Below are 26,225 nucleotides of genomic sequence, written 5' to 3'. Positions count from 1 at the left end.
GATTACTAGCTATATATGTTTTTTGCATTGAGCTTGGTTAGTTGATCATCAAGGCAAAACCCTTATCCGTTAATTTTGGGTGAATACACTATAAATAAGATTTACTTTTGTTAATAGCGTAACTTCTGTTGGTTTTATGTCCAAAGATTCATCCATTAACGTTCAAATAAGTACACTTCCGAGTTCACCTGGGGTGTATCAGTTTTTTGATGACGATGGAATAATCTTGTATGTGGGCAAGGCCAAAAACCTAAAAAAAAGGGTAGCCTCTTATTTCAACAAAAAACAAGAGTATGGCAAGACCCGGGTCCTGGTAAAAAAGATACATGGCATTAAACATATTGTGGTGCCCACTGAGTCGGATGCCCTGTTGCTGGAAAACAATCTTATCAAAAAACTACAGCCTAGGTATAATGTATTGTTGAAGGATGACAAATCCTATCCATGGATCTGTATTAAGAGCGAACGCTTTCCAAGGGTTTTCCCAACCCGTAAGTTGATCAAGGATGGATCGGAATATTATGGCCCCTATACTAGTATGAAAACGGTTAGGACATTGTTGGAATTGGTCCGAAGTCTTTATCCCTTAAGGACCTGCAATTATGATCTTTCTAAAGAAAAAGTAGCCTCAGGGAAATACAAGGTGTGCCTGGAGTTTCATTTGGGCAATTGTTTGGGACCCTGTGAAGGTTTGCAAAGTGAAAAAGATTACCACGGCCAGATCGAGGATATAAGACAGATCATCAAAGGAAACTTTAAGAGCTCCCTACAGTCATTTCGATTGCAGATGAAGGAAATGGCGGATGCAATGGAATTTGAAAAGGCCCAGAGAATAAAGGATAAAATAGAGATTCTGGAAAACTATCAGGCCAAGTCCACTGTGGTAAATCCAAAGATCAACAATGTTGATGTGTTCACCATTATTTCAGATGAGACCCATGGCTACGTAAATTTTTTGCAGCTTTCCCATGGGTCCATTGTGAGGTCCCACACCATGGAAATTCGAAAAAAGCTGGATGAGACCGATGAAGAACTATTACAATTGGCAATCATAGAAATCCGGCAACGTTTCAAATCCATGTCTAGAGAAATCTACTTGCCTTTTCCAGTTGTGGTGGAGGAAAATCTTAAGATTGCCCTTCCCAAATTAGGGGATAAGAAAAGGCTTTTGGAACTGTCTGAAAGAAATGCCAGGTTCTATAGACAAGACAGGCTCAAACAGATTAAGATTACCGATCCTGACAGACACACCAAAAGACTCATGGCTCAAATGAAGGCCGACCTTCGCCTTTCAGAGGAGCCAACCCATATTGAATGTTTCGACAATTCTAATATTCAAGGAAGCAACCCTGTGGCTGCCTGTGTTGTCTTTAAAGACGGAAAGCCATCAAAAAAGGATTACCGACATTTCAATATAAAAACTGTTGAGGGACCAGACGATTTTGCGAGCATGGAGGAAGTGGTCTTTAGGAGATATAGCAGGCTTTTGAACGAAGGGGAGCCCCTACCTCAGCTTATCGTCATAGATGGTGGCAAGGGTCAATTGTCCTCTGCCTTAAAAAGTTTGGATGTTTTGGGCCTTCGAGGTAAAATAGCAATAGTGGGGATAGCCAAAAGGTTAGAGGAAATCTATTTTCCAGAAGACCCCATACCGTTATATTTGGATAAAAGATCGGAAAGCTTGAAGGTGATTCAGCAACTTAGGAACGAGGCCCACAGATTTGGAATTACCCACCACCGAAACAAAAGAAGTAAGGGGGCCATAAATTCCGAATTGGAAAATATTGACGGAATTGGAAAAAAGACGGCCGAGCAGTTGTTGAAAAGTTTTAAGTCAGTTAAACGGATAAAGGAAGCAACCATTGAGAGCCTTGCTGAATCTGTAGGTATGGCAAAGGCAAAGAAAATATATAACACCTTTCATTGATCAAAAGGATATGAGCAAAATAGTTCCTTTATTGGCATTTCTGTTTTTGGGAGTTCTTGGATGGTCCCAAACGGGCCATGATGAAAATCCGCCCAAAGTAGGCCTTGTCCTGAGTGGTGGTGGTGCCAAGGGGTTGGCCCATATAGGAGCGCTCAAGGTAATAGAAGAAGCGGGAATAAAAGTTGATTATGTTGGAGGTACAAGCATGGGCGCTATTGTTGGAGCACTCTATGCTTCAGGGTACTCGGCCCGGGAACTGGATTCCATTTTCAGAGTAACGGATTTTGCAGGGATGATCCAGGACAATGTTCCCAGAGGAGCAAAAACCTTTTATGAAAAGGAAGATTCTGAACGTTATGCCATAACCCTTCCCTTTACAGATTTTAATGTATCTATTCCGCAGGGGATTTCGGGAGGGCAAAATATATACAATGAGTTGGTCCGACTGTTATTTCACGTAAAAGATATCCAGGACTTCAAAAAATTGCCCATCCCTTTTTTATGTATTGCCACCAATGTTGAAACCGGTGAGGAAATATTGATGGATGGAGGATACCTTCCGGAAGCCATTATGGCGAGTGGTACTTTTCCATCTCTTTTTGAACCTTCAGAAATTGATGGTATGATTTTAATTGATGGTGGCGTAGTGAACAATTATCCTATTGATCAAGTAAGAGAATTGGGGGCAGATTTGATTATTGGCGTAGATGTTCAGCATAACCTCTCCACTCGAGAGGCCCTGGGTTCCGCAACAGAAATTTTGCTTCAGATCAATAACTACAGGACGGTTAAGGACATGAAGGTAAAGGCAAAACAAACGGATGTCTATATAAGGCCCGATATTGATGAATTCTCAGTCATAGATTTTGACCGTGGAGAGGAAATTGTTGCCAGTGGGGAAGTTGGGGCACTGACCAAGATGCCCGAGTTGCAGAAAATTGCCCAAAGACAAAGTCACGCATGGCCATCAAAAAAAAGAATAAAAGTACAGGACAGCCTTACCATAAACAGATTGATCCTTAAGGGGAACGACAGATACACCCGAGGCTACATAAAAGGAAAACTACGACTCAACCTGGCCGAAAAAGTGTCATTTGAAGAATTAAAGCAGGGCATGAACAACTTATCTGCCACTGGGAACTTTAAGGCAATCCGATACGAGTTGGTATCTAATGGATTGGGAACCGACTTGATTCTGAAGCTACAAGAGAACCCGACCAAAATGTTTTTAAAGGTTTCGGCCCACTATGATGACCTTTATAAAAGTGCTGCATTGATCAATCTCACCAAAAAGAACTTTCTATTAAAAGATGACGTAGCCTCTTTTGATTTTATCTTGGGAGATCATGTAAGGTACAACATGCAGTACTATATGGACAAGGGGTATTATTGGAGCTTCGGGGTGAATTCAACTTTGACCAATTTTGATGGCGAAGTAGATTATGGTCTCATCCAATCCAATTTTGATGTGCCCAATGATCCCAACATCAGTGAAATAAGCTTGGATGTCACGGACTGGACCAATCGGGTTTACCTGCAGACAGTTTTGCGGGAAGAGTTTGCCATTACTCTTGGAGCGGAGCATAAACTTTTAAGATACAGTACAAGAACATTGAACCAGACCTCAGGAGATGTTCCAGAAAGTATTCTGCCTTCATCTTCGGGGAGGACTTATTTTGAGGATTCCAATTATTTCAGTGCCTATGGCAAAATAACCTTGGACACCTATGACGACAAGTATTTTCCAACAAAAGGAGTATTTTTTGACAGTGACCTGCACTTATATTTATTCTCATCGGATTTTAATGAAAACTTCAGGGAGTTCTCGGTAGGAAAGGCCAGAATGGGTACAGCTTTTCCCTTGATTGGGGATTTAACGTTGAACCTAGAAACAGAAGGGGGAATAAAACTGGGGACCTCAAGCGTAACTTCATTCGATTTTATCCTAGGAGGTTTTGGAAACGATTTTGTCAACAACTTTGTTCCGTTCTTTGGATATGATTTCTTGAGCTTGCCGGGTAACAGCTACGTAAAGGCCTTTGGAAAATTGGATTATCAATTTGCCCCAAAGAACCATCTCATGTTCTCTGCAAATTTTGCCAATGTGGCCGATGACCTTTTTAGAACAGGGGATTGGTTCAAAGAACCAAGCTTTTCCGGGTATGGTGTTGGATACGGACTTGAATCCTTCATTGGCCCCATACAAATTTACTATTCATGGTCTCCAGAGGTCAATGATGGAAACATCTTCTTTAGTGTTGGATATTGGTTTTAAGGATTTTTTCCAAAGAGATTTTCTTAAGGAATTACTAAAAAAGCTGATATGGAAGTGCGTATAGTTAAAGTCCGTTAAAAACTTATTTTCCTACAAAACCTTGCTGTATATTTACGATTAATAAGGGGTGGTTCCCTTATAACTTTAAGTATTGGTTTTTCATAATTTAAAGTTTGGTTGGTTATTTAGGAAAAGCCCAGTTCAACAACTGGGCTTTTTTTGTATACTATTTTGGAACAAGATTTGTTTAAGTAATTGTAAACCCTCAGCCTCAGAACGTGATTTTAGTAACTTTACATGAATTTAAACCGCTTATGAAAAAGGCTTTTGTTGTTTTAATATTACTGATGACAATACCGGCAATGTCCCAAAGTTTCAAGCCGGCATTTAAATCTGGGGAATGGCTGAAATTCAGAATTCACTATGGATTCTTGAATGCAAGCTATGCTACTTTGCATTTAAGCTCCAAAAATTTGGATAGTATTCCCGTCTATCATGTTGTGGGCAGAGGCCGCACAACTGGCTTTGCCAGCATTTTCTTTAAGGTTGATGATACCTACGAAAGCTATTTTGGCAGAAGGGATGGAAAACCATACCGCTTTATCAGAAAGATTTATGAAGGGGGATATACCAAGGATATTGAAATCGATTTCTATTATGATGAGGACAAGGCCGTTTTAAAGGACAACAAGAACGGTACACAAATGGATATTGCCGTGGATGACCGTATCCAGGACCTACTTTCGGCCAGTTACCATCTCAGAAACAATTATAATCTAGATGGATTTGAAGTTGGGGAATCCATTGATTTGGACATGCTATTTGATGATGATGGAGTCTTCCAGTTCAAACTAAAATATTTGGGCAAAGAAATAATCCGGACCAAGTTTGGCAAGGTAGAATGTCTTAAATTTAGGCCCGTGGTTCAGTCCGGTAGGGTTTTTAAAGAACAAGAAAGTCTTACCCTTTGGGTATCCAACGATTTGAACAAAATTCCAATCCGTATCAAGGCCGACTTGGCGGTGGGGTCGTTGAAGGCCGATTTAGATGGGTATAATGGACTAAGGAACCAATTTAAAATTATAATGAAAGAATAGTGGATGAAGAACGATGAACGGATTTCCTCCCAAATCAACAAACTAGAGGAGAAATACAAAAATTCTGGCCAGGACCTTAGTTCTTACCTTGATGGACTGCTGTATCAACGTTATCTAACTTATTGGGACTACATACATTTGGATACCTTATTGAGTATTCAAGTGCCCCGAACACATTTCCCCGATGAAGAGATTTTCATCATGTACCATCAAATTACGGAGCTTTACTTTAAGTTGATATTGCACGAGCAAAAACAAATTGTTGATGATAGGTCGCAGGATGTAGGTTTTTTTGTTGAAAAAGTAAATCGAATCAACAATTACTTTAAAGCTCTTATTTCTTCGTTCAGTATTATGATTCGTGGAATGGAACGCGAACAGTTTCTTCGATATAGAATGGCGCTTTTGCCTGCAAGTGGTTTCCAGTCGGCTCAATATAGGATGATTGAAATCTATGCCACCCCTTTGGAAAATTTGGTGCATCATACCGAGAGGGAATCTTTTTCAGAGAACAATGATATAGAAGAGCTGTACGAGCATATTTATTGGAAAAAAGGAGCAACAGATCTCAAGACAGGTGAAAAGACGCTAACCTTAAAACAATTTGAGATTAGGTACACCCCTCGACTTTTAAGGATAGCAAATCAGCTAAAAAAGAACACCATTTACCATAAATACCTTCAATTACCGGAAGAATCAAGGAAAAACGAGGAACTGATCAAGGGATTAAAGGACTTGGATGTCAATGCCAATGTCAATTGGCCTTTAATGCACATGGGGTCTGCGTATAGATATTTGGCAAAGGAAAACAAAGAGGTTGACGCCACCGGAGGCACTAACTGGAAAGAGTTTTTGCCACCGAGTTTTCAAAAAATAATATTTTTCCCAACTTTGTACACGGAAAACGAGCTGGATACGTGGGGAAAACAGTGGGTAGACCATATTTTCAATCCGGCAAATAAGTAGAAATTCAACAATGCGAAGAATTTTTGGGGCAATCTTGGCACTTACTGTTTTTGTATCGTGCAAACAGGACAAGGTACTGGTTGAAGACTTGGTACAGGCAGAACCAATTGAAAAACCAATAGTGACCCATTTTGGGTTTAATTTGGACGAGTTTAAGGTGGTTCACGATACCGTACGCAGGGGTGATAGCTTTGGTGAGCTCATGCTCAAGAACAAGGTGGACTATCCAAAAATCACTACCGTTTCAGAAAATTTTAAGGATACTTTTGATGTAAGGAAAATACAGGTTGGCAAGCCCTATGTTATCCTTAAATCTAAAGACACATCAGAAGTAGCTGAGGTTTTCATTTATGAAAATGATAGGATCAACTACACCGTGGTAGATCTTCGTGATAGCGTTGTGGCCTACAAAAGTAAAAGGAAGGTAAAATACGTGGAGCGTGAAGTCGCGGGAGTAATCCACAACAACCTTTCCCAGACTTTGGATAGTCTTGGGGTTGACTATAACGTTACCATAGACCTTTCGGAAATCTATGCCTGGACCATTGATTTCTTCAGGTTGGAAAGAGGCGACCGATTCAAGGTTATTTACGATGAGCGTTTTATTAATGATTCGGTATATGCAGGTCGTGGACCGATTAAAGCTGCACTTTTTGAGCATAAAGGCAAGCCTGTTTACGCTTTTCCATATGTAACAGATTCCTTAAAGAATATTCTGGATTATTTTGATGATGAGGCCAATAATCTGAGAAGTACATTTTTAAGGGCCCCAATAAAATTTGGCTACAGATTGTCTTCAAGGTACAACCTAAAACGTAGGATAGCCTACTACGGCTACAAGGTAAGACCACATAAAGGAACGGACTATGCGGCCCCAATAGGAACCCCGATCATTGCCACTGCAGATGGAACGGTTACCGAGTCTACCAGACGTGGCGGGAATGGAAAATACGTAAAGATCAGGCATAACGGCACCTATAGCACTCAATACCTACATATGAAAAGACAAAAGGTAAAGAGAGGTGAATTTGTTAGGCAAGGTGATGTAATTGGTTGGGTAGGAATGACCGGGAATACCGGAGGCCCCCATGTATGCTATAGATTTTGGAAGAACGGACGGCAAGTGGATCCACTTCGTGAAAAATTGCCAGCTGCTGAACCCATTGCAGATTCAATAAAAACGGGATATCTGACCTACATAGAACCTTTAAAGGAACAACTGGACTGTATTGAATATATAGAACCGGCAACCGAACCCGAAGAAAACTTAGTAACGCTTAACCAGTAAAATGGCACTACCCAAAATCAACCCAACAAAGACCCAATCCTGGAAAAACCTATTAGACCACTACGAACAAAACCAAAATAAGCATTTAAGGGATTTATTTGCAACTGACCCAACAAGAGGGGAACGTTTTTCTATTCAGTGGAAGGAGTTTCTGGTAGACTATTCAAAGAATATAATTACCGACGAAACACTTGCTCTTCTAGTAAACTTGGCCAATGAAGTCGGATTAAAAGATGCCATTTCAAGTTACTTCCAAGGAGATCTGATCAATCAGACGGAAGGTAGAGCGGTATTGCATACAGCCTTAAGATCAAAAAGTGCGGAGGAGGTACTTGTGGACGGAAAGAACGTTGTCAAAGAGGTTCAGGAGGTCAAACAGAAGATTAAATCCTTTTCAGATTCCGTGATTTCAGGAACAAAAAAGGGATATACAGGAAAACCTTTTACCGATATCGTGAATATAGGTATAGGAGGGTCAGACCTTGGTCCTGTAATGGTCACAGAAGCATTAAAGTTCTATAAAAACCATTTAAAGGTTCATTTTGTGAGCAATGTTGATGGCGATCATGTGCAGGAGGTGCTCAAAGAACTAGATCCAGAAACAACGCTGTTTATCATTGTTTCCAAATCCTTTACCACCCAAGAAACATTGAGCAATGCGCTTACCATAAAAAAATGGTTCTTAAAAGAAGCATCAGAAGAGCATATTGCTGCTCATTTTGTAGCGGTCTCCACAAACCTTTCCAAAATTGATGAATTTGGAATCTCTCAGGAAAATGTATTTCCTATGTGGGATTGGGTAGGCGGACGATTTTCACTTTGGAGTGCTGTTGGCCTTTCCATAGCCTTGGCAATTGGCTATCAAAACTTTGATGATTTGTTATCAGGAGCACATGAAATGGATGTGCATTTCAAGGAAACCGATTTTGAAGAGAACATACCGGTCGTTCTGGCTTTGTTGAGCGTTTGGTACAATAATTTCTATGGAGCTGAAACAGAGGCTATAATACCCTATTCTCAATATTTGCACAGATTTGCGGCCTATTTGCAACAAGGAATTATGGAGAGCAATGGGAAAAGTATGGACAGGGAAGGTAACCGTGCCAATTACCAAACTGGCACCATTATCTGGGGAGAGCCAGGCACCAATTCACAGCATGCATTCTTTCAATTGATCCATCAAGGCACAAAGCTTATTCCTTCAGATTTTATTGGCTTTAGAAAGTCTTTGCATGGCGATGTCGATCACCACAACAAGCTTATGGCAAACTTCTTTGCACAAACGGAAGCACTAATGAACGGAAAGAACGCTGAAGAGGTAAAAGAAGAGTTGATGGGTCAAAACCTGTCCAAAGAAGATTTGGACTCCATTTTACCTTACAAAATATTTGAAGGGAACAAACCCACCAATACCATTTTAGTAGAAAAACTTACCCCTAAAAACTTGGGAGCCCTTGTGGCCATGTACGAGCACAAAATTTTTGTTCAGGGAATTATCTGGAATATTTTCAGTTATGACCAATGGGGTGTTGAGCTGGGAAAACAACTGGCAAAAAACATCCTGAATGACATTGAAAATTCAGAAATTGGCAAACATGATAGCTCCACATTGAGCCTTTTACAATTTTTTAAGAAATAATCTACATTTCAATAAAGGCAACTTGCCATTAACCTGTTGTAATACAATGTTTTATCTGTAATTACAGAATAAAAGCACCCTCATTTCTTAACGTTAAATTAACATAATAGATGTTAAAAAGCAGGACTTTTGCCTTGCAATTCAAAACAATTAAACACTGTTAAAATGAAAAGAATCTACTTGGCCATTGCGGCAATTCTTACGACTGCGATGGCATTTTCACAAGGAACTATTACTGGTACGGTTGTGGATGGTGAGCTAGGAAGCCCACTTCCGGGAGCTAGTGTTATGGTTCAAGGAACACAGAACGGAACATCAACTGACTTTGATGGGAATTTCACGCTAGAGGTTTCTGAAGCTTCAGGTACACTATTAGTATCCTACATTGGATTTGTAACCAAATCTGTCCCATTTTCTTCAGCAGGAAGTATAGGGACTATATCTCTATTCCCGGATGCAGAAGAACTTGAGGGAGTAGTAGTTACAGGAATCTTGGATATTGCAAGGGACAGAGAGACTCCCGTGGCAGTTTCAACTATCACTGCAACCGAAATTCAAGAAAAAATTGGCTCCCAAGAATTGCCTGAAGTTCTTAGGTCTACACCTTCGATTTACGCTACCAAAACAGGTGGTGGTTTTGGAGATGGTAGAATCAACGTTCGAGGATTCGATTCTCAGAACACGGCAATCATGATCAACGGAATTCCTGTGAACGACATGGAAAACGGTCGAGTTTTTTGGAGTAACTGGGCTGGACTTAGTGATGTTACCACTGCTATGCAGGTTCAAAGAGGTCTTGGGTCTTCCAAATTGGCGATCAGCTCTGTTGGTGGGACCATTAACATCCTAACTAAATCAACCGACAAAGAAGAGGGTGGTTCCGTTCGCTTCGGAGGTGGGAACGATGGTTACATGAAAATGACTGCTTCCTACAATACAGGTAAATCCGAAAATGGTTTTGCTGCTTCCATCCTTTTAGGAAGAACGTCTGGAGATGGATACGTACAAGGAACAAAGTTTGAAGGCTACAATTACTTTATAGGATTAGGTTATGAACCTAATGATAGAAATAGCTTCCAGTTTGTTTTGACAGGTGCGCCTCAGGTACACAACCAAAGAACATCAAGTTTCTTCAACGTTGCCACTATCGAAGATCATCTTGAGTATGGTGCATTATACAACTTTAACCATGGTTTCTTGAATGGTGAAGAGTTTGGTTGGAGAAGAAACTTCTATCACAAACCCATTGCATCTTTGAACTGGGATCATAAATTCAACGATAAAACCACACTTTCTACCTCCTTATACGCATCTGTAGGTAGAGGTGGAGGAACTGGGGACATAGGTGTTGGGCCTGGTTTCGGTTTCGCAAGCTCAAGCAGGTACCGTATTCCTGAAACAGGACTTGTGGATTATGATTTGATTTCAAGATTCAATAGCGGTGAGGCAGTTACTTTTTACAACGGAGATAACGAAGGAAATCCAAGACAATTGACACCTGATTCCAACGGAGATTACATTGTCACCAGCTTTGGAGATGGTCTGGTAAGAAGAGCTTCTATGAACTCGCACAACTGGTTTGGTCTTATCGCCAACCTTCATACTGATATCAATGATGAATGGAGTTGGGATGTAGGGATTGATGCAAGGTCATATAAAGGAATCCACTATAGAAGGGTGGACAACTTGTTAGGTGCTGATGGTTATTTTGATGACGACGACATTAACAACCCTACCCACACTGTACGTCAAGATGGTGCAATCGATTCTGACTTCGCTTCTATCATCAATATTTTCAAAAACATTGATGATGAGGAAAAAATTGATTACTACAATGATGGTATCGTAAGATGGCTTGGAGCTTTTGGACAAATTGAATACTCAAACGGTACAATTTCAACATTCCTTCAAGGTGGTGTTTCGCAACAAGGATTCAAGCGAATCGATTACTTTAACTACTTGGATTCTGATCCAATGCAAGAAACTGACTTTGAAAACAGATTGGGTGGAAACATCAAGGGTGGAATCAACTATAACATTAACGAAGCCCATAACGTTTTCGTAAATGCTGGATACTACTCCAAGCAACCATTGTTTGATGCGGTTTACTTAAACTTTAGAAATGACCTTAACCCAGATTTGACCAACGAAAAGATTTTGGGTCTTGAAGCAGGATATGGGATCAACCTTGGAGATTTTAGAACCAAGTTCAATATCTACAGAACTTCTTGGAAAGATAGATTCCAGGATTTAAGTGTCGAGACTCCAGATGGCGATGAAGGTACGGCCAACATCAATGGCGTTGAGCAAATCCATACAGGAATTGAAATCGAGACCAATTATAGAGCTTCCGATGTTATTCAGTTTAGAGGAATGCTTTCCCTTGGAAACTGGGAGTATGCAGGTAACCCTACTGGGGCTGCTTTAGATGATGACAGAAATGTTATTGATCCAGAAGTTACCTTGTACTTGGACAACGTAAAAGTTGGAGATGCTGCTCAGTTCACTACGAATTTGGAAATGATAGTACGTCCAATTGAAAACTTGAAATTGAGCGGTAATCTTTACTCAGCGTCAAGATTATTTGCACAGATTAATGCTGATGATTTTGATAATCCAGACCACCAAGGTTCTTTGAGATTACCAAGTTACACCCTATTTGATTTTGGAGCTTATTATAACTTTAATATTGGGGGTGATAACTCTATCAGCATTGCTGCTAACGTAAACAATGTTTTTGATACTGAGTACATTGCAGAATCATTGACCAATACTTTCGTTGATGGTAACGCCTCAACATTTAGAGGATTAAACACAAGTAACAAAGTCTTCTTTGGTTTCGGAAGAACTTGGAACGTAAGTATGAGGTACAACTTCTAGTACGGATCTAATACAAAAAATGAGAACCCTGCCTTAAGGCAGGGTTTTTTTATTCCCAATAATCACTACATTTAAGCATTCAAACTATACCTATGGAAATCATCAAAAACCTACACTCCTATTTGGCCTACGTAGTATTGGCCGTATTGATCATTGCAGTGTTCAACGCCATTATGGGCTGGTTGGGCAAAAAGGATTTTGCCATGCACAAAGATCTTAGGATAAGTCTTTTTGCCTTAATTCTAAGTCATATTCAGTTGTTGGTGGGCCTTCTGCTATATTTTGTTTCCGCCAATGGACTCAAGGCCATTCAAACTTTGGGAATGGGTGGATTGAACGCCCCGGCAAGGTTACTGGCTTTGGAACATCCCCTAATAAATATCATTGCATTGGTTCTTATCACCATGGGGTGGTCGCGCCATAAAAAAGTTATGGAAAGCCATAAAAAGTTCAAGAGCATTGCTATTTTCTATGGCCTTGGATTATTGTTGATTCTAAGCCGTATCCCTTGGGGACAGTGGTTTGGCTAGACACGATTGAACATCTGAAATTTACTCAACTTCCTTTATCAAGAACAGATATATGGGGAAATGGTCGCTGTATCCTCCCGTGTAGACTCCGCCGGAATAAGTTCGTAAAGGGTAGCCTTTATATTTGCCTTCGGTGGTTCTAATATAAGAGGGAGAGTAGATGCTTGATTTCCAATAGACATAATTGGACTTGTCCTCACCAACGACTTCGGAGGTCATAAAAAATTGATCAAATAGGTTCCATTTGTCCCTATAGGCGAGTGAACCCACCCCTTTTTTGTATAACCTTTCCATAGGATTGAAAAGTGAGATGCTGTCCAAGCGGGTAGGTTTACCCTTGGTCTTCAATATTTTTTTTAGACTATCATCCCTTGGGTCATCGTTAAGGTCGCCCATGCTTATGATTTTGGCATACGGATTTAACCCTTGAATGGAGTCAATGATACGTTTGTTCAACAATGCAGCTCTCACCCTTTTAGGGTTACTTTTGCTTGCACCTCCCCTTCTAGAAGGCCAATGGTTTACAATAAAATAAAACTCTTCATGATCCAACACGCCTCCAACTACCAGTTGGTCACGAGTGTAGGTCCGTTCCCCTAGTTCATCAAATAGAAGCAGCCTATGGCTGTTGAAAGAGGAGGGTAAAAAGGCTGACTTTTTATAGATCAAAGCTACATCTATACCTCGGGCGTCGGGTGAATCAAAATGAACAATACCATATCCTTTTAGCTGCAGATTTGGGTGATTAATGAGGTCTTCCAAAACCTTTCTGTTTTCAACTTCGCACAGCCCAATAATGTCTGGGGAAGTCTTGGAGGTACCTTCACCGATATTGGAAAGTACATGGGAAATGTTTTCAATCTTTTTGTCGTAGCGTTCCTGCGTCCAATGATAACTTCCTTCGGGCGTGCGCTCGTCATCAAAAGTCAATGAATCATTTTCAATGTCAAATAGGTTTTCAACATTGTAGAATGCTATGGTTCTAACCTTATAGGTTTTGGACTTTTGCCCGTAGTTTGAGGTCGATATTAATACAAGTAGGCATATTAATAATCGCATTGTGAAATAAGTTTATTGGCCGGGACATTTTGTTGCCCGATAATTTAAGATAGAAAAGATTTGTTTTTAAAGATTAATTTTTAGTAAATATAGTAAAACGTTTTTTGGAGGAAATAAGGATTTTTCCTATTATTGATACACGTTAAGAAACGAAGCCAGAGGTATCAAGGTTATGAAGGGAGAAACTATCCCGGAACAACCAGATAGCCTCTTTTTTATTTTAAAAAATAGCCCTTGCGTTAAATCGCACAGGGCTTTTGTTTTTTATGTTGACAACAAACCTCAAATAAGGAATTTAATCATATAACAATTCTAATATACTTAACCATGAGAACTTTATTTTACTTATGCATTTCAATTTCAACTCTTTTTCTCTTTTTTGCATGCTCTGGCAATTCAAAAAAGGACATTTCCAAGTCCAAATTTTATTGGACACCCAAAGAGGTGGCCAAATCAGAACTCTATAACAATGCTTTTTTTAGTGAGATCCATGAAAATCAACTGGGCAGGTACGTTTTTGCCCATGAAACCATTCCTAGGGAATGGGAAGATGAGCAGAAATTCATCACTGTATACGATATGTCTGAAATGGATAAAAAGGGTCTCTTTTGCAGGTTGTTTGTGAACAAGAATGCAGGTCCGGATAAGATTTATGAAACAATGGCCAAACATCCGGCATCAAAGAACAAGGCCCATTTGAGGTTTGATTATTTTCTGGACAGTTTGCAAGGTGATTTCCATTATAATGAGAAAGTATCAAAAGAAGAACTGTCCTGGGAGTCGCAAAGGTATCCGGTTTTTATGCCAGGAGTAATACCTGGAGCAACAGATGAGGAAGAGGAAATGAGTTTAACACAGCAAAAAATCATCGAAATCTTATTGAAAAATCAAAAGTATGTTGATTCAAAGGAAGACAATACCATCCTATTGGGGCTTAAATATTCCTTGGTAGATGGAAGTTCTCCTGGGCCAAAAGCTAAGAAGAACAAAGTTGAACTGGCATCTGGACAAATTCTTCTTACAAATGTGGATAAGGGAATGGAATTGATCAGCAAAATTCCAAAATATGGTTTGCCAGAACCATTTATGCGAAATCGAGACCTCGAAGAAGAAGCATTGAAGCTGATGAAAAATTATGCCAGAAATCAAGGATGGGAGGAAAAGTTCAAGAAGGCTATCATCACCAGTGACTTTAATATCAAACGGAACAGGTTTTCAGGAGCTATAACAGGTCGTACCATTATTTTTGCATTAGTGGGAGAATGGCCAGACGGAACATGGACCAGCCAGTTTTTTAAAACCTATCAGGCTCACCAAGGGAATAATAAATTTGGGCCATTAAGATATGATGGCACCGGGAAACAAAGAAAAGTTTGGGGAGGGGCCATTGAACTATAAATGCTCCAGGGTTGTTATGTTATACTAGAAAGTTTGAACAATAGTCTCTAGCATTCGTTCTTTTTTCCACTATTGGTTGTACTATAAGGTTTGGCCAAGAAACAAGAGCAATTTAAGAAATGAAATAGCCCATATGGGGTCATTTTTTTAGACCAAGTAAAGAATGCCCCCATTCCTAATTCAACCAAAAATAATAACCCTATTTTTTGTCTAATTAACCTGCTAAAAAGTTATGAGAACAGTCTTGTTCTGGACTGTACTTTGTTGTACCACTATACTGTATGGGCAGTCAACTTCAATTATTTCTGGAAATGTTCTTGAAAAGGGTGTGCTCAGACCCATTAAAAATGCTTCCATAGCCATTAATGGTTTCTCAGAAGTCCATTTGACCAATGAAGAAGGAGAATTTCATATTGAAACAGACCAAAGAGGGGAACAGGTTTTAGAAATCTCTTCTTTGGGGTTCAACCCTAAAAGGTTTGCCATTTTTTTGGAAGGAAACCCAATAGATCTAGGGCAAATCTATCTTGAAAAGGACCTTGCTCAAGAAAAGACAGACAATCTTATCACACTAACCGAAGGAGATTTTTTGGATGACGGTGAAGCTGTTTCGGGCGCATTGGGCCTATTGCAGTCTACCCGGGATATATTTTTGAACAGGGCGGCTTTTGATTTTGGTCAGGCCTTTTTTAAAGTTAGGGGTTTTGACTCACGCAATGGTACGGTACTCCTTAACGGTATTCCCATGAACAAGTTTTTTGATGGAAGGCCGCAATGGAATAATTGGGGAGGGCTAAATGATGTAGTCCGCAATCAGGAATTTACCCAAGGTCTTTCATTAAACCCATACACTTTTGGGGGAATTCTAGGAAATACCAACATGGATATGAGACCTTCAGGACTACGCCCTGGAGTTCGTTTATCCAGCTCCACGTCAAACCGCACCTACCGGGGACGCTTAATGGCTACCTATTCTTCCGGACTCAGGGCAAATGGGTTGGCCTATACTTTTTCAGCTTCAAGAAGATGGGCCCAAGAAGGTTATGTGGAAGGCACCCTGTATGATGCCTATTCTTTTTTTGGTTCTCTAGAATATAGCCTGAATACAGAAAATGGCTTGATGCTTACAGCTGTTTTTGCAAGAAACCGTAGAGGTCGGTCGGCAGCAATTACTGAAGAGGTTTTCGATTTGATGGGTAATCGCTACAATCCATATTGGGGTGAGCAAGAGGGCAAAGTAAGAAACTCTAGGGAACGGGAGATTTTTGAACCCATTTTCATGTTGAACCATTTCCTGCGATCAAAAAAGTTCAACTGGACCACGGGAATTGCCTACCAGTTTGGGAACAACGCTCGAAGTAGGGTAGGATATTTTAATACCCCAAACCCGGACCCTACTTACTATAGGTATTTGCCCAGCTACCATATCAATGGCTCTATTGGAGCAGATTTTGTCAATGCCAATTTAGCCAGGGAAGGATTTATAAACAACCCTCAAATACAATGGCAAGAAATCTATTCCGCCAATACAGCCAACAATGGCCCGGCAGGTTATCTATTGTATGATGATGTCGCTCAGGATAACCAAATCACAGGGTCAAGTACTTTGGTGTTCAAGCCTAATGAAAAAATGAACTTTGGGGCTGGAGTCAATTTCAGGACTACGACTTCGGAAAATTTTGCAAGGATAAACGATTTGTTGGGAGCCGATTTTCATCAAGATATGGATGCCTTTTCAGGGACTTTTAACGATATCAATGGAAACCTGGAAAAGACGGCAGGCGAAAAATTCAGTTACCACTATCTATTGGATGCATCCCAACTTGAAGCATTTGGACAAGTTGAATTCAAGAGCAGGAAATGGAGCGGCTTTACCTCAGCTTCCTTTTCCAATTTTGGAGTGCAAAGAGAAGGTTTGTTCGCAAATGAGCGGTTTTTGGAAAATTCGTTTGGAACAAGTGAGAAGGTATCTTTTTCAAGTTTGGGGCTAAAAGGAGGTTTCACTTACTTCCTTTCAGGAAGGCATTGGTTCACCGTAAATGGAGCTAAGTTGGAGAGGCCGCCCACACTTCAGAATGTCTTTATAAATCCAAGGGAGAACAATGAGATTGTCTCCGACATTCAAAAGGAAACAATCACCACTTTAGATTTGAACTACTTTGTGCGCTTGCCCGATATCACCGGCAGGATAAGTGCTTTTTATACCAGATTTCAAAACACTACGGATATCAATTTTTTCTTTGTTGACTCGGGTTTGGGCTCTGATTTTGTACAAGAGGTAATCACGGGACTGGACAAGCTTCATAAAGGCATTGAATTTGGATTGGAGTATCAGCCTTCATCAAGCGTAAAACTTTCTGCTGCGGGAAATTTTGGGCAATATGTCTATGCAAGTGACCCATCGGTGCAGATTAATTTCGACACCGCAGGAGCGGAAGAAGACCTGATTGACCCACAAGGGAACATAGATTTGGGAATTGCACAGCTAAAAGATTTAAAATTGGCACAGGGTCCCCAAACTGCACTGTCAATTGGGGTTGAGTATCGTAGCCCAAAATATTGGTGGGTAGGAGCCACGACGAACTATCTGGCGGACAATCAGATTAACTTGGCCACTATCACTCGCACCAGAAGTTTTCTTCTGGATCCTGAAACCGGGAAGCATTTTCCTGATGCTACCGAGGAGGCCGTTACCAAACTTTTAAAACAACAACCGTTGGAAGACATATACCTGCTCAACCTTATAGGGGGGAAGTCATGGTTGGTCCAAAAAAAATACATCAGTGCTTTCCTGAGTGTAAACAATCTGTTCAATACGGTTTTCAAGAGCGGAGGTTACGAGCAGAGCCGAAATGGGAATTTTGGGCAATTACAACAAGATAATTTAAGTGGGTCACCTTTGTTTGGCCCCAAATATTGGTACAGTTACGGCAGAACATACTTTTTGAATTTGGCCATAAGCTTCTAAAAATATTTCCATGAAAGAGAAATTGGTAAAAACTACTACTTTTTTTGCATTACTGACCGCGTTGTCATGTGTTGATAACAGGGAGTTTGACACTCTGGGACAAAATTGCAATCCCGACTTGGAAGCAAACATCACGTTTGAGGAGGTCGAGGCACTGGTTCAGGACAAAGTTGTACAGATTCAAGATGATTTAGTTCTTGAAGGCTACGTTATTTCCTCGGATGAAGCCGGCAACTTTTTTGGAATACTCCATATACAAAATGATTTGGCCAAGCCTACTCATGGCTTGCAGGTTGAAATTGACCTTAGAGAATCCCATCTGCTCTTTCCACTAGGAAGCAAAGTAATGATAAAACTGAAGGGATTGTATTTGGATAAAAAAGAGGAGGATTTAAAGTTGGGAAGTGTATTCACGTCCTTTGGAAATGCTTCTGTTGGGAGATTACCTGGGCTAAAGGCCAAGGAGCATATTTTTCTATCCTGCGAAGGTTCCGAAGGGGCACAACCTACGTTGGTTACGATATCTGAGGTGGGGAATATTCCTGCCAATACTTTGATCAAGCTTGAAGGACTGGAATTTGTTGAAGATGAATTGGGTCAAGCTTTTGCAGTTGAAACCGAGGAAACTGCACGAAGGTTGAAGGATTGTGAGGAGAATGAGATTGTACTGCTGAACAGTGGTTATTCAGATTTTCAACAAGAAACTTTACCAAACGGGAATGGTACAGTTACAGCGGTATTGATTAAAGATGGGGGAGAATCCAAATTGGTCATTCGCGGTTTGAATGACCTTGATTTTGTTAATGAGCGCTGCCCAGAGGTTATCACTGAATTTACGTCCACTCAAATATTTATTTCAGAATTGGCGGATCCAGATAACAATTCCGGAGCTCGGTTTGTGGAATTGTTCAATGCAGGACAAGAACCTTTGGATTTGAACTTATGGACCCTCCGGCGTTATACCAACGACAATACCGAAGTAGGGTCTACCATAGACCTTACTGGATTGATAATTGGAGCAGAAAGCACTTTGGTCATTTCACCAAATACGTCAGAGTTTGAGTTGGTCTATGGATTCCCACCAGATTTGGGAGTTTCCACAAACACTCCTGCAGACTCAAATGGAGATGACAATTTGGAATTGGTGGACCCTTTCGGAACCGTTATCGATGCCTTTGGAATATTAGGAGAGGATGGTTCTGGCACCAACCATGAATTTGAAGATGGTCGTGCAGTTCGACATCAGGACATTACCGAAGGTAATCCCATCTACACTTTTGAAGAATGGATGCTATACAATGATACAGGAGAAGCAGGAACAATCAAACAACCTCAAAATGCACCAGAAGATTTTACCCCGGGTTTAAGGGAGTGACAATAACATAATGCAGCATACCCCAATAACATTTTAAACTATTAATTATGAAACAATTAAAAGTGTTTGGGGCTATTGTATTTATAGCTGTTACAATGTGCTGGTTAATGTCCTGTGAAAAGGAAATGGAACCAGCCAAAGAAACCCACCAGCTCGACCTATTGGAATCTGATTCCTTGCGAATGATCAAGCTGGGAAAAAAGCTGGAGAATCCATACGAAATACATGCTTTTAGAAAAGCTTACCAAAAAGTTTTGGATAGTATGAATAAGGGGGCTTTAAAAACTGGTAAAGCTTTTAAGGTGAAGAAAAAAGACACTAGTGAAATAAAACCAAATTACGTTTATATCCGGTTTGATCCTGAAGATGATCTTCAAGAAAACCTTTTAAGGGAACACAGAAAATTAATTTTTGTTGATTACCCTTTTGAATATGAGGATGGTGAACGTTATCACAAGGAAAATCCCATTAAAAAAGGGGAACGCTTATCATTTTATGCAAGTATCCCAATAGGAGCTAAGTACCCTAAAAGTATTCCTCATAAAATACTACAGAAGATGTATATACCTGAAAAAGACTCTAGATATAGCAAAGGCAAAGGTTCTGAAAGGTGGACGATGAGGGGACAAATAGATGATGATACGGATTTTATGAATCATGTAATTGAGCAAGCCTACATGGATACTGATAATCAAGACCTTTTACCAGAACCTTTATCAGGAGAAAAAGATGGGGGTTGTGAAACATGTTTATTGGGAATTAACCTTAGAAGCAAATGGAAGCCCAGTGGTAATGTTCAAATATATGATGATAATCTGGGAACCTCTACCACCACTAGGAATGTATTCTCCCACTATGAGTACTATGATTGTCCGGATACACGAAAGGAATTTCACCAAGAAGGCAAGAAGTTTCAATGTAAAAGGGCAGTTTACAGAAAAGAAACCTATACGGTAGCAGGGAGTTATGTGCCTATTAATGGAGCAAATATTCTTATACGCGACACTTGGACATTGGATCGTGCTATTGCTGATGCTCAAGGTAATTTCACCCATAAAACAGTTAGGGGAAGGGTAAGATATATTATTAAGTGGGATAGGTTTGAGTTCAGCATTCGGGATAATACAGGACATATACAAGCAGAGGATAAAGGACCAAAATTGTACAAACGCCCATGGAATCTGAAAATAAATGGAGGCAGAATGAAATACAGAGGTCAAATATTCCAAGCTGCAATGCATTTTTATTACCATGATATTGGCGGACTTACAAGACCACCAACAAATGGATTTTGGAAAACCCAAATCAAAATAGCGGCAATAGAAAAAAACCAAGGACCTTCATCAACCAAAATGCAGCTTGGGCACGGAACTTTTGGTATTGCGCCACACATCAAAATCAAAGCTTATGGGGAACCTTCGGAGAGAGTTTACGGGAGGACAATTCATGAACTGGCCCATGCTGCCCATTGGCGTGTTGACCCCATTTCTTGGGACAATTTGGTTGAACAAGGATATATTTATAATCTAGGTAATAATAACCCTGGACCAGCAGGGGCGAGCGCAAGAAGATTGATGGAGAGCTGGGCAACTGGAGTGGAAATATTTCTTACGAATAAACGGTATAGAAGATTGGGACCGAAGAGTTATAACTATCAAAGAACCAACCTTCAAAATAGAAGAATTGATAATGGAGGAGTATCTAAGTTTTATACAACAACATTTTATGATATGTCGGATTCGTTCAACCAAAGAAATGAATATGGCAATGCTGTTCCCATGGACAGGGTCTCAGGACTAACATGGAGAAATATGGAAAAATCCTTGATTGGATCGACCAGATGGGAAGAATGTAGGGAAAAGAACATTGCCATTTCTGGGCAATCTTCTCAAATTCGAGAACTTTTTGATAATTGGTAAATAGGTGTATTATGAAAAGTAAAAATTTGATATTACTCTTTGTTATTTCTGTTTCGGTAATTTCTTGTTGGCCAAAAGATTATGAGGAAACAGGTATTATAGTTGTAAACAATGGATTGGAAAACCATGTTCAAATGCGGTTTTTCAGTGATGGGCTCCCGAGTGGTCCGGAAATAGTTTCCAAAAAAGGGAAAGGGGAAATTTTTAAGGGGGAGGATACCTCCACTGTGGTCCTAATCAATCAAATACTGCAGGCCGACTCCATTGTGATAATTTTTGATAATGAGCGCATTGAAAAACATTATCTCTACACATATGAACCTGTTGGCCATAGTTTGTTTAATAGTGATTCATACCAACATGATGGCAACACAAGTACATATACCATAGATGCCAAAAATTATGAAAATGCAGAATTGTGTGATGGCCCATGCAACTGAGATATCATGAATCCAGCTCCTTTCGGGGCTGGTTATAAAAAATCACAAAAATGAAAAGATTGATCAAGCATTTGCCAACTATTCTGATTGGCCTTAGTTTGTTTGGTTGTACCCCAGAACAATCCACGCTATCAGAATACACAATACAAAATGACTTGGATGTTCCGGTAATTCTTAAATTTCTAAAAAATGGTGAACCAAATACAGAAATTCCGCTGGTAACACTTGATAGTTTTGGGGACTCTTTTAAAAGGTCTGCAGAGACTTTAGGGTCATCGACTTCTCCTTTTGATGTATTTAACTCTGACTCTATTTTGATCATTTTTGATGGTAATAGTAGGCAAGGACATAATTTATTTGAACCTAAAGGTTCATCATTGTTGAATCAACAAGATTATCAAAGAGTCGATACGGGTAAATTCTTATATAGAATAGGTCAGGAGAATCTAAGTGCTTCAGTACCATGTGAAAATGCATGCAATTAGATCTTAAGATATAGAATGCGATTATTTGAAATAATTGGTATTATGTCAAATTTTTTAAAAGTAGGATTTAACACATTGTTTTTTCTTGTTTTGGCTAGTTGTACCGATTCGAGTACAACTACAAGGAATTATAAGATTGTGAACGGTACAACTGACGCTGTGGAACTACATTTTTATGAGTTTCCTCTAGAAGGACAGAATAAATTTGTATTTACTACCGAGCTGGATGGCCCAGGCTTGGTAATTGAAAGGACATTGAAAACTTACGCGTTAGATTTTAATACTCCGATTGAAGCTTTTAAAGCTGATTCAATAGCGCTCATTTTCAATAATGAAAGAGTCGAGGGGCATACGTTTAGTAGTCCTATGGATAATTCAATGCTCGATGATTATGAGAGAAATGGAGGCCAGTTTACTTATACCATAACAGAAGAAAATTTCAATAATGCGACACCTTGTGATGAACCTTGTAATTGACTGGAAAAAAACACTATTGTCCCTAATTATTCCAGTTTTGGCAATTTCTTGTTGGCCAAAAGATTATGAGGAAACAGGCATTATAGTTGTGAACAATGGATTGGAAAACCATGTTCAAATGAGGTTTTTCAGTGATGGCCTCCCGAGTGGTCAGAAAATAGTTTCCAAAACAGGAAAAGGGGAAATTTTTAGAGGAAAGGATACAGCTAGAATTGTTGTAATAAACCAAATACTCCAAGCCGACTCTATTGTGATGATTTTTGATAATAAGCGAATTGAAAAACATTATCTCTACACATATGAACCTGTTGGTCATAGTTTGTTTAATAGTGATTCATACCAACATGATGGCAACACAAGTACATATACCATAGATGCCAAAAATTATGAAAATGCAGAATTGTGTGATGGCCCTTGCCAATGACACTTTCTAACTAGATCCTGCCCCCTTAAGGGGGCAGGATCTAGTTTTATATGCGAAATTAACGAAGGATACTACTCCTTAACAAAATCCTTTTTCAAACGCAGAGGAACCTCAGCTTCCAGATTGGTCAAGGTTTTGCTGCCGTCCGCGGCTTTTTGCATTTCAAAGCCGTCGTACAAGCTGCCAAGAGGGGTAAATGCCTGATATTTGAGTTTGTTGCCCTCAACCGAAATTATCTGGAACAGCTGGGTGAATTCTCCCCTTTTCACCATCCAGCCCTGATCCTGGGATTCGTACATTTTGGGTCCACTCACAGAAACGGCATATACTGTTCCAGCATCGGTCACTACGGTCTTGCCTTCGCCATTGTTGGAGTCGTAGCCTCTGGCATAGGTGTGATCATGCCCTTGAAGTACCAAATCCACGCCATGCTTGTCAATTAATGGTTTCAATCCTTCTCGGAGTTCGGTATTGTCCCGCCCCTTGGCTGTGGAATAAATAGGATAGTGTAGAAAGAGGGTCGTCCATGTTTTGGTATTCTCGGTCAACACTTGATCCAACCATTTTAGAATGATTTCACGATGCTCAGGATGGATATTGAAGTATAAGGCATCTATAGAGACCAATTTCATATTCCGATACTCCAGGGAATAAAAAGATTCTTTAAAATCAACCGCAGGGCCGTTGTTGGGGAGGTTGAACTGCGGTTCCCATAAAACGGATAAATTACCATCTTCATTATACTCGTGGTTTCCAGGGGTCATGATACTGGGCACGGTAGCATGAAGATAACTTCCAGCGTAAAACCACTCTCCCCATTCACGATTCGATTCACTATGATTGATCAAATCCCCTGCATGCATCATAAAATCCACTTCGGGTACCATCTGATAGGATTTTCGGATTACCCTGGACCACATCGATTTTACATCGTTCTGGGCATCCCCAAAATAGACAAAGCTAAAAGGTTTGTTCTCGTCTGTATCCGGAACCTTTATCTGAAACCATTCACTCCAAGTTGGCGCATTGATATCATCCCCGTATCCTACATGGTACGCATAAGTCTTTCCAGGCTCCAGTCCATCAACTAGGGCTGAATGGTAGGCAGCCTTCACCATAGGTTCATTGTCCCTTTTGTTCTCATTCTCAAACATCTGTGTTTTGGCCTTGATACGTCTGGCCACTCCAGGTAATCGATGATCCGGACCGTGCCCTTCGGGAGCTATCTCTACAAAAGCTTCTGTAATGCTCTGTTCGGTTCGCCAGTTTACAGCAAAACTATGTGAAGAGTCTTCGGTCAAGTTTACAATAATCCTGTCCGGGACCTTGGATGGGAATATAAGTTTATGGGCTTCCACCCCGGAATGGTATTGGTAATGACTATGCCCATGTTCTTCGTTATCATTGTTTTGGGCCAGAACCAATGTAGTTCCAAAAAGAAATAGGAAACTAAGCGTTAAAAAGGAGAGATATGGCTTCATTTATTTTTGGTTTTCTGTGGTTACAAAAATCAGATTATTCAGTATGAGTTTATTGTGAAGTGATTAGAATTAACGTAAAATTAAATTGCAATTTGTCCCATTTTGACATGAAAAAAGGAGCAATAGTTGCTCCTTTATAGTCTGAATTTTCATCAAGGCATTGGAAGCTGATTTCCCATAGCTTTAAAATGGCTTGTATCCAAATTTTTGCCCTCCAACTGATGCATCTGCCATAAGACCTGCTTTGGGTAATGCAAATACGGCCACTCCATCCTTGTATTTAGCGTTAAAAGCTATACCGGATTTTAAGGCCACTGCAGAAGTTTCCGCAGCAAACTGGAACTTCCCTTCTTTAAAACGTTCCAAATCTACCTGGGTTTCAAAAAATATGATTTCAATAATGGCCTGTCCACCAGCTTGCAATCCAACATTTAACTTTTTAAGGTTGGCCATCCCTACAACAGTACCATTCTCATACACCACTCCATTTCCTGAAGCGCCACCGATGATAAAACCTCCTTTACCAACATTTGGAAAAAGTACATAACCAGCGGAATCTTCAAAGAACCGCTCCAAACCAGCATCTGCCTTCAATAGCGTTTTTTTCGCTTTTTTGGCATCGTTCATAATTTTTCGGTCTTTCTTGCTTTGGGCCATGGCCACTGTTCCGGCCAACATCAGCAGTATCAAAACAAAGGATTTCATTTTGTTCATAGCGTTCACATTTAAAATCTAGTTCAAAGGTAAACAACAAACCCCTTCCATAGAGGAAAGGGTATGCCAATAAATGTTAATAAAAAGAGTTGAATTATTCCTTTTTGGCCGGGAAATTTTCGGTGGCCATTACTTCTTCCATCTGTAAAATATGACGCTCGGAGTGGGCGGCAGCAAAAAGAAGTAATTGAACACCGTCCACAGTGCCAAAGGGGAGATCCTTGCTAAATCGATTTCTAAGATCATCCTCGGTGGTCTTTGTGTACTCAATGTGTTCATTCCTTTTGGTCATAAAAGCTTCCACGGTTTCTTCATGTGAGCCAAATTGACCGCTGGGTTCAAATTGTTCCGAAGTCTTGACTTTTTGGCTACGATCGGTAATTACCTTGAGCAATTGTTCATCGTTGAATACAAGGGAATCCTTTAATACCGGATTAGGCTCAGAAGCAGCGGTCCTTTTAATAAGTCCTCCAAATGCACTTTCAGAAATAGCAAGGTGCTCCACGCACTCGGCAATGGACCAAGAATCCTCATAGGGTTTAAAATTCAGTTGTTCCTCACTGAGCCCTTTAAGAACATGGGTCATATGATTACGGGTTTCTTTTAGATGTTTGATGGCAAATTTTCTGTCCTCATTTGAGAGCTTATTGGTATCGGCGCTAAAACCAAAAAGCACAAAAGCTAAAACAGGGATGATCATTTTTTTCATGTGTTATGGATTTTGAAGGTTTGAAATTCAATATATAATGTACTGACGATTAAGTAGAGATGGATTGGACATGTCCAAAATTAATAAGATCACAAGTCACTAATCGTCAATGTATAAAGATAAAGCATATTTACACCCACAAAAGGGGTAAATGCGCCAAAAAACATACCTGTT

At 40.0% G+C, this 26,225-nt stretch carries 20 protein-coding genes; 16 read left to right on the top strand and 4 right to left on the bottom strand.

What is annotated here, in order from left to right:
• Nucleotides 1-136: 136 nt before the first annotated feature.
• The 8 genes from uvrC to DX873_RS09595 all read left to right on the top strand — a co-directional run bounded on the left by uvrC (nucleotide 137) and on the right by DX873_RS09595 (nucleotide 12,602).
• Nucleotides 137-1,927 (top strand): excinuclease ABC subunit UvrC, encoded by a 1,791-nt coding sequence (gene uvrC / locus DX873_RS09630; protein WP_116184236.1) that lies wholly within the window; start codon nucleotides 137-139, stop codon nucleotides 1,925-1,927.
• A gap of 10 nt (nucleotides 1,928-1,937) precedes the next feature.
• On the top strand, nucleotides 1,938-4,202 hold the full coding sequence (locus tag DX873_RS09625) for a patatin-like phospholipase family protein (protein ID WP_116184235.1): 2,265 nt from the start codon (nucleotides 1,938-1,940) through the stop codon (nucleotides 4,200-4,202).
• A 347-nt stretch (nucleotides 4,203-4,549) separates the two neighbouring features.
• The gene (locus tag DX873_RS09620) at nucleotides 4,550-5,299 is read left to right on the top strand and encodes a DUF3108 domain-containing protein (RefSeq protein ID WP_232520890.1); all 750 of its coding nucleotides are present in this window, start codon (nucleotides 4,550-4,552) and stop codon (nucleotides 5,297-5,299) included.
• A gap of 3 nt (nucleotides 5,300-5,302) precedes the next feature.
• Nucleotides 5,303-6,265 (top strand): tryptophan 2,3-dioxygenase family protein, encoded by a 963-nt coding sequence (locus DX873_RS09615; RefSeq protein ID WP_116184233.1) that lies wholly within the window; start codon nucleotides 5,303-5,305, stop codon nucleotides 6,263-6,265.
• A 10-nt stretch (nucleotides 6,266-6,275) separates the two neighbouring features.
• Nucleotides 6,276-7,553 (top strand): peptidoglycan DD-metalloendopeptidase family protein, encoded by a 1,278-nt coding sequence (locus tag DX873_RS09610; protein WP_116184232.1) that lies wholly within the window; start codon nucleotides 6,276-6,278, stop codon nucleotides 7,551-7,553.
• 1 nt (nucleotide 7,554) lies between these two features.
• Nucleotides 7,555-9,192, top strand: coding sequence for a glucose-6-phosphate isomerase (gene pgi / locus DX873_RS09605; RefSeq protein WP_116184231.1), 1,638 nt, complete (start codon nucleotides 7,555-7,557; stop codon nucleotides 9,190-9,192).
• 165 nt (nucleotides 9,193-9,357) lie between these two features.
• Nucleotides 9,358-12,072, top strand: a complete 2,715-nt coding sequence (locus DX873_RS09600) for a TonB-dependent receptor (protein ID WP_116184230.1) — start codon at nucleotides 9,358-9,360, stop codon at nucleotides 12,070-12,072.
• Between the two features lie 92 nt (nucleotides 12,073-12,164).
• The gene (locus DX873_RS09595; protein WP_116184229.1) at nucleotides 12,165-12,602 is read left to right on the top strand and encodes a hypothetical protein; all 438 of its coding nucleotides are present in this window, start codon (nucleotides 12,165-12,167) and stop codon (nucleotides 12,600-12,602) included.
• 21 nt (nucleotides 12,603-12,623) lie between these two features.
• On the opposite strand, the gene DX873_RS09590 is transcribed toward DX873_RS09595, so the two are convergent.
• Entirely contained in the window at nucleotides 12,624-13,661 is a 1,038-nt protein-coding gene (locus DX873_RS09590) for an endonuclease/exonuclease/phosphatase family protein (RefSeq protein WP_116184228.1), read from the bottom strand.
• 327 nt (nucleotides 13,662-13,988) lie between these two features.
• Here DX873_RS09590 and DX873_RS09585 point away from each other — a divergent pair, with 327 nt between their 5' ends.
• From DX873_RS09585 to DX873_RS09550, 8 genes are all read left to right on the top strand, one after another.
• A complete protein-coding gene (locus tag DX873_RS09585; RefSeq protein WP_116184227.1) occupies nucleotides 13,989-15,059 on the top strand; it encodes a hypothetical protein in 1,071 nt (356 codons plus the stop codon).
• A gap of 232 nt (nucleotides 15,060-15,291) precedes the next feature.
• Nucleotides 15,292-18,027 carry a carboxypeptidase-like regulatory domain-containing protein gene (locus tag DX873_RS09580; protein ID WP_116184226.1) on the top strand — a complete coding sequence of 912 codons (2,736 nt, stop codon included), beginning with the start codon at nucleotides 15,292-15,294 and terminating at the stop codon, nucleotides 18,025-18,027.
• Between the two features lie 10 nt (nucleotides 18,028-18,037).
• A complete protein-coding gene (locus DX873_RS09575; RefSeq protein WP_116184225.1) occupies nucleotides 18,038-19,402 on the top strand; it encodes a DUF5689 domain-containing protein in 1,365 nt (454 codons plus the stop codon).
• 47 nt (nucleotides 19,403-19,449) lie between these two features.
• The gene (locus DX873_RS09570; RefSeq protein ID WP_147296642.1) at nucleotides 19,450-21,321 is read left to right on the top strand and encodes a hypothetical protein; all 1,872 of its coding nucleotides are present in this window, start codon (nucleotides 19,450-19,452) and stop codon (nucleotides 21,319-21,321) included.
• Between the two features lie 11 nt (nucleotides 21,322-21,332).
• A complete protein-coding gene (locus DX873_RS09565; protein ID WP_116184223.1) occupies nucleotides 21,333-21,761 on the top strand; it encodes a hypothetical protein in 429 nt (142 codons plus the stop codon).
• A gap of 50 nt (nucleotides 21,762-21,811) precedes the next feature.
• Nucleotides 21,812-22,246 (top strand): hypothetical protein, encoded by a 435-nt coding sequence (locus DX873_RS09560; RefSeq protein ID WP_116184222.1) that lies wholly within the window; start codon nucleotides 21,812-21,814, stop codon nucleotides 22,244-22,246.
• Between the two features lie 42 nt (nucleotides 22,247-22,288).
• Nucleotides 22,289-22,723, top strand: a complete 435-nt coding sequence (locus tag DX873_RS09555; protein WP_116184221.1) for a hypothetical protein — start codon at nucleotides 22,289-22,291, stop codon at nucleotides 22,721-22,723.
• Nucleotides 22,692-23,147 carry a hypothetical protein gene (locus DX873_RS09550; protein WP_232520889.1) on the top strand — a complete coding sequence of 152 codons (456 nt, stop codon included), beginning with the start codon at nucleotides 22,692-22,694 and terminating at the stop codon, nucleotides 23,145-23,147. The genes DX873_RS09555 and DX873_RS09550 overlap by 32 nt, the downstream gene beginning before the upstream one ends.
• Before the next feature lie 71 nt (nucleotides 23,148-23,218).
• On the opposite strand, the gene DX873_RS09545 is transcribed toward DX873_RS09550, so the two are convergent.
• From DX873_RS09545 to DX873_RS09535, 3 genes are all read right to left on the bottom strand, one after another.
• Nucleotides 23,219-24,628, bottom strand: a complete 1,410-nt coding sequence (locus DX873_RS09545; RefSeq protein ID WP_116184220.1) for a purple acid phosphatase family protein — start codon at nucleotides 24,626-24,628, stop codon at nucleotides 23,219-23,221.
• Nucleotides 24,629-24,811: 183 nt separating this feature from the next.
• Nucleotides 24,812-25,342 (bottom strand): lipid-binding SYLF domain-containing protein, encoded by a 531-nt coding sequence (locus DX873_RS09540; RefSeq protein ID WP_116184219.1) that lies wholly within the window; start codon nucleotides 25,340-25,342, stop codon nucleotides 24,812-24,814.
• A 94-nt stretch (nucleotides 25,343-25,436) separates the two neighbouring features.
• The gene (locus tag DX873_RS09535) at nucleotides 25,437-26,051 is read right to left on the bottom strand and encodes a DinB family protein (RefSeq protein WP_116184218.1); all 615 of its coding nucleotides are present in this window, start codon (nucleotides 26,049-26,051) and stop codon (nucleotides 25,437-25,439) included.
• Nucleotides 26,052-26,225 lie beyond the last annotated feature (174 nt).

The sequence above is a fragment of the Flagellimonas nanhaiensis genome (assembly GCF_003382275.1).
GTDB lineage: Bacteria > Bacteroidota > Bacteroidia > Flavobacteriales > Flavobacteriaceae > Flagellimonas > Flagellimonas nanhaiensis.
The sequence above is the reverse complement of the archived record's forward strand: the minus strand, read 5'-3'. Positions and strand labels throughout refer to the sequence as shown.

Bases quoted from the DNA above. Each gene is read 5' to 3' on its own strand.
- DX873_RS09565 (WP_116184223.1), top strand. From the start codon at position 21,333: ATGAAAAGTAAAAATTTGATATTACTCTTTGTTATTTCTGTTTCGGTA.
- DX873_RS09615 (WP_116184233.1), top strand. From the start codon at position 5,303: ATGAAGAACGATGAACGGATTTCCTCCCAAATCAACAAACTAGAGGAG.
- uvrC (WP_116184236.1), top strand. From the start codon at position 137: ATGTCCAAAGATTCATCCATTAACGTTCAAATAAGTACACTTCCGAGT.
- DX873_RS09585 (WP_116184227.1), top strand. From the start codon at position 13,989: ATGAGAACTTTATTTTACTTATGCATTTCAATTTCAACTCTTTTTCTC.
- DX873_RS09625 (WP_116184235.1), top strand. From the start codon at position 1,938: ATGAGCAAAATAGTTCCTTTATTGGCATTTCTGTTTTTGGGAGTTCTT.
- DX873_RS09570 (WP_147296642.1), top strand. From the start codon at position 19,450: ATGAAACAATTAAAAGTGTTTGGGGCTATTGTATTTATAGCTGTTACA.
- DX873_RS09620 (WP_232520890.1), top strand. From the start codon at position 4,550: ATGACAATACCGGCAATGTCCCAAAGTTTCAAGCCGGCATTTAAATCT.
- DX873_RS09590 (WP_116184228.1), bottom strand. From the start codon at position 13,661: ATGCGATTATTAATATGCCTACTTGTATTAATATCGACCTCAAACTAC.
- DX873_RS09545 (WP_116184220.1), bottom strand. From the start codon at position 24,628: ATGAAGCCATATCTCTCCTTTTTAACGCTTAGTTTCCTATTTCTTTTT.
- DX873_RS09540 (WP_116184219.1), bottom strand. From the start codon at position 25,342: ATGAACAAAATGAAATCCTTTGTTTTGATACTGCTGATGTTGGCCGGA.
- DX873_RS09600 (WP_116184230.1), top strand. From the start codon at position 9,358: ATGAAAAGAATCTACTTGGCCATTGCGGCAATTCTTACGACTGCGATG.
- DX873_RS09575 (WP_116184225.1), top strand. From the start codon at position 18,038: ATGAAAGAGAAATTGGTAAAAACTACTACTTTTTTTGCATTACTGACC.
- DX873_RS09535 (WP_116184218.1), bottom strand. From the start codon at position 26,051: ATGAAAAAAATGATCATCCCTGTTTTAGCTTTTGTGCTTTTTGGTTTT.
- DX873_RS09580 (WP_116184226.1), top strand. From the start codon at position 15,292: ATGAGAACAGTCTTGTTCTGGACTGTACTTTGTTGTACCACTATACTG.
- DX873_RS09555 (WP_116184221.1), top strand. From the start codon at position 22,289: ATGTCAAATTTTTTAAAAGTAGGATTTAACACATTGTTTTTTCTTGTT.
- DX873_RS09550 (WP_232520889.1), top strand. From the start codon at position 22,692: ATGCGACACCTTGTGATGAACCTTGTAATTGACTGGAAAAAAACACTA.
- DX873_RS09560 (WP_116184222.1), top strand. From the start codon at position 21,812: ATGAAAAGATTGATCAAGCATTTGCCAACTATTCTGATTGGCCTTAGT.
- DX873_RS09595 (WP_116184229.1), top strand. From the start codon at position 12,165: ATGGAAATCATCAAAAACCTACACTCCTATTTGGCCTACGTAGTATTG.
- pgi (WP_116184231.1), top strand. From the start codon at position 7,555: ATGGCACTACCCAAAATCAACCCAACAAAGACCCAATCCTGGAAAAAC.
- DX873_RS09610 (WP_116184232.1), top strand. From the start codon at position 6,276: ATGCGAAGAATTTTTGGGGCAATCTTGGCACTTACTGTTTTTGTATCG.